10 protein-coding genes are annotated in these 7690 nt (G+C 61.6%); 4 read left to right on the top strand and 6 right to left on the bottom strand.

What is annotated here, in order from left to right:
* A partial coding sequence (locus tag F8K16_RS08790; RefSeq protein WP_294949626.1) for a hypothetical protein occupies positions 1-230 on the top strand: 230 nt, incomplete at its 5' end.
* Positions 231-256: 26 nt separating this feature from the next.
* On the opposite strand, the gene F8K16_RS08785 is transcribed toward F8K16_RS08790, so the two are convergent.
* Positions 257-1498 carry a flagellar assembly protein T N-terminal domain-containing protein gene (locus F8K16_RS08785; RefSeq protein WP_294949623.1) on the bottom strand — a complete coding sequence of 414 codons (1242 nt, stop codon included), beginning with the start codon at positions 1496-1498 and terminating at the stop codon, positions 257-259.
* Position 1499: 1 nt separating this feature from the next.
* Positions 1500-2480: a chemotaxis protein gene (locus F8K16_RS08780; protein WP_294949619.1), complete on the bottom strand. Its 981-nt coding sequence runs from the start codon at positions 2478-2480 to the stop codon at positions 1500-1502.
* Positions 2481-2609: 129 nt separating this feature from the next.
* Here F8K16_RS08780 and flgA point away from each other — a divergent pair, with 129 nt between their 5' ends.
* The 3 genes from flgA (at position 2610) to flgN (ending at position 4122) form a co-directional block, all read left to right on the top strand.
* Positions 2610-3227 carry a flagellar basal body P-ring formation chaperone FlgA gene (gene flgA, locus F8K16_RS08775; RefSeq protein ID WP_294949614.1) on the top strand — a complete coding sequence of 206 codons (618 nt, stop codon included), beginning with the start codon at positions 2610-2612 and terminating at the stop codon, positions 3225-3227.
* A 106-nt stretch (positions 3228-3333) separates the two neighbouring features.
* Positions 3334-3648: a flagellar biosynthesis anti-sigma factor FlgM gene (flgM, locus tag F8K16_RS08770; RefSeq protein WP_294949610.1), complete on the top strand. Its 315-nt coding sequence runs from the start codon at positions 3334-3336 to the stop codon at positions 3646-3648.
* A gap of 42 nt (positions 3649-3690) precedes the next feature.
* Entirely contained in the window at positions 3691-4122 is a 432-nt protein-coding gene (gene flgN, locus F8K16_RS08765) for a flagellar export chaperone FlgN (protein ID WP_294949606.1), read from the top strand.
* Positions 4123-4208: 86 nt separating this feature from the next.
* Here flgN and F8K16_RS08760 read toward each other — a convergent pair whose 3' ends face one another.
* The 4 genes from F8K16_RS08760 to F8K16_RS08745 form a co-directional block, all read right to left on the bottom strand.
* The gene (locus tag F8K16_RS08760; RefSeq protein ID WP_294949603.1) at positions 4209-4712 is read right to left on the bottom strand and encodes a hypothetical protein; all 504 of its coding nucleotides are present in this window, start codon (positions 4710-4712) and stop codon (positions 4209-4211) included.
* Entirely contained in the window at positions 4712-6289 is a 1578-nt protein-coding gene (locus F8K16_RS08755) for a peptide chain release factor 3 (RefSeq protein ID WP_294949599.1), read from the bottom strand. Before F8K16_RS08755 ends, F8K16_RS08760 begins: the two co-directional genes overlap by 1 nt.
* Before the next feature lie 8 nt (positions 6290-6297).
* The gene (gene secF / locus F8K16_RS08750) at positions 6298-7293 is read right to left on the bottom strand and encodes a protein translocase subunit SecF (RefSeq protein ID WP_294949595.1); all 996 of its coding nucleotides are present in this window, start codon (positions 7291-7293) and stop codon (positions 6298-6300) included.
* 10 nt (positions 7294-7303) lie between these two features.
* A partial coding sequence (locus F8K16_RS08745) for an MMPL family transporter (protein WP_294949591.1) occupies positions 7304-7690 on the bottom strand: 387 nt, incomplete at its 5' end.

Raw genomic sequence — 7690 nt, 5'->3', positions numbered from 1 at the left:
TCCAAAGTCGTCTCACTTCGCCACCAAGCAACCTCGATGCCAAACTGGCAAAAACCGCTAAAGTCGACAAAAAGTTGCCGCTATCGGCAGCAGGCGGCAAAACTTTAGGAAAAATTTCCCTCGCGGCGGCGGGGCCAGACCGGCATCCGGCAAAATCAGGGGAGACCCCGTATTCCAGCGCTCAGAAACGAAAAAACCCGCATATGCAGCGGGCTGAGAAAGGCCGGTAGCCGGGACATTGACAACCGAGCAGGATTTACCAGCTGCGCACCAGGTCCCCCTCCTCGATGCGCCGCTTTTCCGCCACGATCTCCGCCACGGCAAAACGGTCCTGCAGACGCACCACACGAACGAACCCCGCCGGCACCCGGTCGGTGCCCAGCGAACGCCCTCCCATGCGCACCGTCGGCGCCAGGCGGTGATACACCGCCAGCTGGTCACCCTCTTTCAGGCCACTCTCCGGCGTGGCGAAGAACAGAATGTGGGTCTTGCCGTCAGCATCCTGACGCCGCTCCAGCACTTCTGCCTCGAACGGTGCACATTGCAGGGTCTTCATCACCTTTTCCGTCTCGGCCACCACCTGCTCCAGCATCGCCCGACCGGTGGGCGTGCGCATGAAAGCTGCACCACCGAAAGGCTTGTCACGCCCCACACTGGCCTCTCCTTCCACGAGTCGGCGCAGGAGATCCTGACTGGCAATGCGGGCATGATTCAGATCAATGAGAAAATACTCCACCGTCAGACTGCGACGGTTGGGGGAAAGGTCAGCCGTGTAACTGCGGCGCACCTCTTCCAGCATTTCATCCAACGCCGGTTGAAGATGCGTGGCCGGAACACGCTGTGCGCCGGCGTCACGAATGACGGTGAGCAGAAGATACTGGGCGCCGGTCTCCTCGCGCACCTCCGCCAGCAGTGCCGGAGAGAGAGAGGGCGCCACATGCTGCGGGCGCATCAATGCCGGTGGAATGTCGAACGGAACCACATTGCGGTAGCCATGCTGCTCGAAGGCCCGCAGCAGCATGCGCCGCCAGCCCTGGGTCAGATCCCGAATATCCCGCACCTGATCGGGATGGTCAACCAGCACTGTGCCGATTGCCACTCTCGGCTGAAACCCGCCGGCCAGAGGCGTGCCACACTGGTTGCTCACAGGCTCAAGGCAGGCGCGGAGACGCACCTTGTAAAGATGCGCCTCCCGGTCAGGCGTCTCTTCCAGAATGGTGAAGTATTTCACCGCCGCGGCGGAACGCACATTGAGGGTGCTGCCTTCCAAACGGAAATCCCGCACCTGATCCTGACTGCGCACCTGCACCTGACAACGCATCACCGCATTGCGCAGCCCATCACGCAGGGCCATCTGACGGGCATAGGCTGTATCTTTCTCATCCAGTGACGCCTGGCCGGTCACTTCCACGCAGCTATCTGGCGCCTGGGGACAGAAGCTGCCTGCCCACAGCGGCCATGGCAGTATCAGAACTAGACCTAGCCAGAGTGCGCGCATGTCAGCCTTCCGCTGCGGCGTGCGCCATTTCCATCTCTTCCAGTCGCTCCAGCACCAGCTGGGCCAGCTCGTCGGAATGCCATTTGGAGAGGAAGCGGTTGGCGCCCACCTTGGAAGTCATGTGCTCGTTGAAGCCGCCACTGAGAGAGCTGTTGAGCACGATGAACAGATCCTTGAGCCGCTCGTCCTCGCGGATCTTGCGCGTGAGCGTATAGCCGTCCATCTCCGGCATCTCGATGTCTGAGATGACCATCAGCACCCGCTCGGGCACCGGCGGCGCCATGCCGTCTTCGGCATCCTTGGCCCATTTCTGCAGCAGGTCATAGGCCTTGCGACCGTTGTCCACGATCTTGTAGTTGATGCCCAGTCCTTCGAAGATGCTGCGCAGTTGCTGGCGGGCCACGGCCGAATCGTCCGCCGCCAGAATGAAGTAGTTGCCGGCCGCCTGGCCAATCTTCTCCTTGGCCATCTGGATGGTCTCCTTGGTGACCACGTCCTTGACGCCGGAGACCTCGGCCAGCACCTTCTCCACGTCCAGAATTTCGATGATCTGATCCTCATGACGGGTCACGGCGGTGAGATAGGCCACATGCGCCAGCGTATCCGGCGGCGGCATGATGTCCTCCCAGCGCAGGTGGACGATACGGTCCACCTCCCGCACCAGAAAGCCCTGAATGGCCGAGTTGAACTCGGTCACGATGGTCAGGCTGTCCGGCAGCTTCTCCGGCTCGATGGGCGTCAGCTCCAGCGCCTTGGCCAGATCGATGATCGGCATGGTCTGACCGCGGATGTCCGCCACGCCCACGATGCGATCATCGGACCGGGGCACCGGCGCGATCGGCGGTGTCTGAATCACCTCTCGCACCTTGAACACATTGATGCCGTAGAGCTGCGGGCCGTCCAGCCGGAACAACAGCAGCTCCATGCGGTTCATGCCCGCCAGGGAGGTGCGGCGGTCAACACTCTTGAGAAAGTCGGACATAACGGCTCACCTTATCCTACAATTCCGGGTTAATCATAGCGTATCCCATGGCCCATGTTCCGACGCCTGCTTTTCCTTCTTCTTCTGTGCGTCGCGGCGCCACTTCGCGCCGACGGGCCATGGCAGCCCATGGAACCGATCTACGCGACCGCTGTGAAGCGGGTCAAGCAAAATGTCGGCCAAAAACTCATCAACCCGAAAATTTACGTCCACAAACTGGGCCGACGCACCCGCCTGCCCCGCTGCACCACACCGCTCGAATATGCGTTGCTGCAGGGCCGTCGCCAACCCTTCGGCCGCATGACGGTGCAGGCGAGCTGCCCGAACCCCCGCTGGAAGCTTTTCCTGACCGTGACCGTCAGCGGCCAGACACCGGTGGTGGTCTCCACCCGCCTCATACCCCGTCATACGCTGATCAGCGCCAATGCACTGCGTCGCCAGCTGGTGGACGCCAGCCGTCGCCCACATGGTGCCCTCTCACGCATCGAGGATGCAGCGGGCATGCGGGCCGCACGCGCCATTCCGCCCGAAACCGTCATCACGGCACGCATGTTGCTGCCCCCTTACTGGGTGTTCGAGCGCAAACCTGTCACCCTGTTGACACGCATCGGCGCGCTGGAAGTGCGCACCCGCGGCATCGCGCTCAAAAACGGCGTGGAAGGCGCTCAGGTTCCGGTGCGCAACGCCCGCTCCGGCAAGGTGGTGCGCGGCGTGGTCATCGCACCGAACACTGTGCTGGTGCCGTGACTGAAAAAAATCGTGCTTTTTGCTAAAGTTTTCCTGAAGCGGTCGATAAAGCCTCTGAGCACATAGACACAGACGACAGACACACAAGCGAAACAAGGCCAGAAAAATGGATATCAAGCACATCAATGCTCTTAACGGACGTCCGCAGACGGACACCGCCCGCAAGGTGGACGAGCGGTTGCGTTCCGACGCCACTGCAGGTGACAGCACCCCTGCTGACGAGGCACGTCAGGATGTAACCGTGGGCAAGAGCGTGGCTCAGCTGGCTGCCCTGCTCGACCAGGTGGACAGCATGCCGGTCACGCGCGAGGAGAAAGTCGCCCGCATCAAGCAGGCCATTGATGACGGCACCTATCAGGTGGACAGCGAATCTGTCGCCCGCAAACTGCTGCAGACGGAAGTGCTCTTCAGTAAACTGTGACGCATGAGCGCGTCACCTCTTCATCTTCCGCTGTTTGAACGCATGGAACAACTGCTCCCGTTGCTGGAGCAGTTTTTGTATCTGCTGCAGGAAGAAAAGGCCCTTCTCAATATCCATCCTCTGGATACCGATGCGCTCAACGCCCTGACCGAGCGCAAGCAGCAACTGCTTGACCAGCTGACACCGCTGAGCGAGGCGCTGAAAGACGCCCTGCCTGAAGAAGCCGGTTCACTCACCACCCTGCTGAAGGAACTGGAAGGCACACCTCAGGCCGACAGGCTGCGCCAGTTCATCTCCCTGAGCGAACAGGCTGAAAGGCTGCATCTGGAAAACGGCGCCACGCTGATGCGCCTGGCGCAGCTCAACGAAGGTGTGTTGAGACTGCTGCTGGGAAGACCGGAAGACGCCCCTACCTATGGACCCACCGGTGGAGGCAGCCGCCGAAGCGGCGGCAACAAGCTGGGGGAAGCCTGACGCAGGTCTTGCGTCAAGCGAGAGTGAGAAGGCAGAAAGAGTTCAGTCGAGCACCCCATCGACCAAGCCACATCCACCCGACAGAGCTACCAGAGCCGCACCCCCTGCTCCTGCCACAGCTGCACCTGCTGCTGGAAGGCCGGTGGCCCCCAGGCATAGACCATCTGGTCCTTCTGCAACTGTCCATTCTCTTCGATGCACTCGGTCCAGATGAGCGGACGGCCATGCTGCTCGGCGAACTGCTGCAGCCAGCGCAGCGCCCGCGGCGGAATGCGTTTGCCCACCGGCAGCGCCACATCCACCGGCAACCCCTGCCACTGCAGCTGATTGAACAGCACCATCACCTTCGCCTTGTCAGGCTTCATCCAGTCAGGCAGCGGTGAATCCGGCAGCAGCCAGCCGCAGACAAACCGGCGACAGGGAAACTCGGGACGGTTGTCGTAATCGGCGCAGCCGGAGCCCGTGCTGTAAGGACACGGATGCCCGGGCCATGCTTCATAACCGGGCACATCAATGCGCACCCAGCCATCGCAACAGGCGGTGCACCCATCGCACTGCCGCGGTTGTTCCTTGCGCTTCTTTCCGCCCATCAGTGCTCCCGCGTGGCCACGAATTCGAGCTCGGGCCAGCGCTCCTCGATCAGCTGCAGGTTGACCCGAGAAGGCGCCAGATAGACCAGATGATCGCCCGCATCATAGGCCACATGCTCCTGCACTTTGGCCTTGAAACGCTCGATCTCCTTTTCCGGACCGATGACCCAGCGAGCTGTGTGCACGCTCACCGGCTCGAAGTCGCAGCTGACGTTGTACTCATCCTTGAGCCGCTGCGCCACCACTTCGAACTGGAGCACGCCAACCGCCCCGAGAATGAGGTCATTGTTGATCACCGGGCGGAACAGCTGCGTGGCCCCCTCCTCCGACAGCTGCTGCAGCCCCTTCTGCAGCGCCTTCATCTTCATGGGATCCTTCAGGCGGGCACGACGGAACAGCTCCGGCGCGAAGTTGGGAATGCCGGTGAATTTGAGCGGCTCTCCCTGGGTAAAGGTGTCGCCGATCTGAATGGTGCCGTGATTGTGCAGACCGATGATGTCGCCGGCCACCGCCTCCTCCGCCTGCTCGCGGGCATTGGCCAGAAAGGTCAGTGCCTTGGAGATCTTCACATCCTTGCCGATGCGCACGTGACGCAGGCTCATGCCCTTGCGGAAGCGACCGGAAACGATGCGCATGAAGGCAATGCGGTCCCGGTGCTTGGGGTCCATGTTGGCCTGAATCTTGAACACGAAGCCAGTGAGCCTCTCCTCATCCGGGCAGACGGGGCGCTCCTTCGCCTCGCGGCACTGGGGCGGCGGCGCATGCTCGGCAAAGGCGTCCAGCAGTTCCTGCAGGCCGAAGTTGTTGATGGCGGAACCGAAGAACACCGGTGTCAATCGACCCGCCAGAAAGGCCGCCTTGTCAAAAGCATGGCTGGCGCCACGCACCAGCTCGATCTCCTCCCGCAGTTCCTCGGCCTGATCGCCCAGCACCTCATCAAGGCGCGGGTTGTCCAGTCCTTCGATCAGCTCCCCCTCGGCAGCCGTGTCGTTTTCCACCTGCTCGAACAGGCGCACGGTGTCATTGTAGAGGTGATAGATGCCGCGGAAGCGCTTGCCCATGCCGATGGGCCAGGTCACTGGCGCGCACTGGATGTCGAGCACCTCCTCCACCTCGTCCAGCAAGTCGATGGGCTCACGCCCCTCCCGGTCCAGCTTGTTGATGAAGGTGAGAATGGGCGTGTCCCGCAGGCGACATACGTCCATCAGTTTGATGGTGCGCTCCTCCACCCCCTTGGCGCAGTCGATCACCATCAGTGCGGAATCCACCGCGGTGAGGGTGCGGTAGGTGTCTTCGGAAAAATCCTCGTGCCCCGGGGTATCCAGCAGGTTGATGATCACATCCCGATAGGGAAACTGCATCACCGACGAGGTGACCGAGATACCCCGCTCCTGCTCCATCTGCATCCAGTCGGAAGTGGCGTGCCGGGCCGCCTTGCGCCCCTTGACGGCGCCGGCCAGCTGAATGGCGCCACCGTAGAGCAGCAGTTTTTCAGTGACGGTGGTCTTACCCGCATCCGGGTGGGAGATGATGGCAAAGGTGCGCCGCCGCTGAATGGCTTCCTGCAGTTCGCTCATGACACCCCTCAGGACTTCGCCTGCTGACGGCGGGCTTCGGCCTCCAGAAAGGCCTGCTGCATTTCCCGCTCCAAGGCTTCGCGGTCCACCTCGTCCTTGGGTGGCGGGGTGAGGTCTTCCTTGGACACGCCCAGCATCAGCGCCAGCGCGGAAGCGACATAGATGGAGGAATAGGTGCCCACGCCGATGCCCACCAGCAGCGCCAGCGCAAAGTTGTGGATGATCTCCCCACCGAGGAAGAACAGGGCGAAGACCACCAGCAAGGTGGTCAGGGAGGTCATGATAGTGCGTGACAGCGTCTGGTTGATGGAGATGTTCATCACCTCTTCCGGTGTCTTGTCACGCAGCAGGCGGAAGTTCTCCCGGATGCGGTCGAACACGACGATGGTGTCGTTGAGGGAGTAGCCGATGACCGCCAGTACCGCCGCCAGTACGGTCAGGTCGAACTGTGCCTGTGTCCAGGCGAACACGCCGAGGGTGATGATCACATCATGCACCAGTGCAGCGATGGAACCCAGCGCGAAGCGAAATTCAAAACGGAAGGCCACATAGATCAGAATACCGATCAACGCATAGAGCACCGCCAGCGCGCCATCCTCGGTCAGCTCGTCCCCCACCTGCGGACCCACATATTCCACCCGGCGCAGCTCCACCTTCGGGTTTTGCTTCCGAAGCAGCTCCAGCACCTGGTTGCTGATCATGGCGGAAGTCATGCCCTCGCGCGGCTGGATACGGATGAGCACGTCGGTGGCGGACCCGAAGTGCTGCACGATCACCTTGTCGAAACCGCCCTGACGCAGCGTATCGCGCACTTCAGCCAGTTCCACCGGCTGGGGATACGCCACCTCGATCACCGTGCCGCCGGTAAAGTCGATGCCGAAATTGAAGCCGCGCACCGCCATGCCCACGATGGAAAGCACGATCAGCGTCAGCGACAGCGCCAGCGCGAGTCTGCGCTGTTTCATGAAGTCGATCTGTTTCTCGCCCAGATTGAAAATGCTCATACCGTGTTCCTCAGATGGACAGTGTTTCGACACGCTTGCCACCATAGAGCCAGTTGACGATGCCACGGGTGACCATGATGGCGGTGAACATGGAAGTGACGATACCGATCGAAAGGGTCACCGCAAAGCCCTTGATGGGGCCGGTGCCGAAGCTGAACAGCACGATGGCCGCCAGCAAAGTGGTGATATTGGCGTCCGCGATGGTCATGAAGGCCTTCTCGTATCCGGCATGGATGGCCGCCTGCACTGACTGACCGGCACGCAGCTCCTCCTTGATGCGCTCATAGATGAGCACGTTGGCGTCCACCGCCATGCCCACCGTCAGCACGATACCGGCAATGCCCGGCAGGGTCAGTGTGGCCTGCAGCAGGGAGAGCACCGCCACCAGAATGACCAG

The sequence above is a fragment of the Sulfurivirga sp. genome, from assembly GCF_015490265.1.
In the GTDB taxonomy this organism is placed as follows: domain Bacteria; phylum Pseudomonadota; class Gammaproteobacteria; order Thiomicrospirales; family Thiomicrospiraceae; genus Sulfurivirga.
Note: the sequence above shows the minus strand (reverse complement) of the source record. Positions and strands in the feature narration are given on the sequence as shown.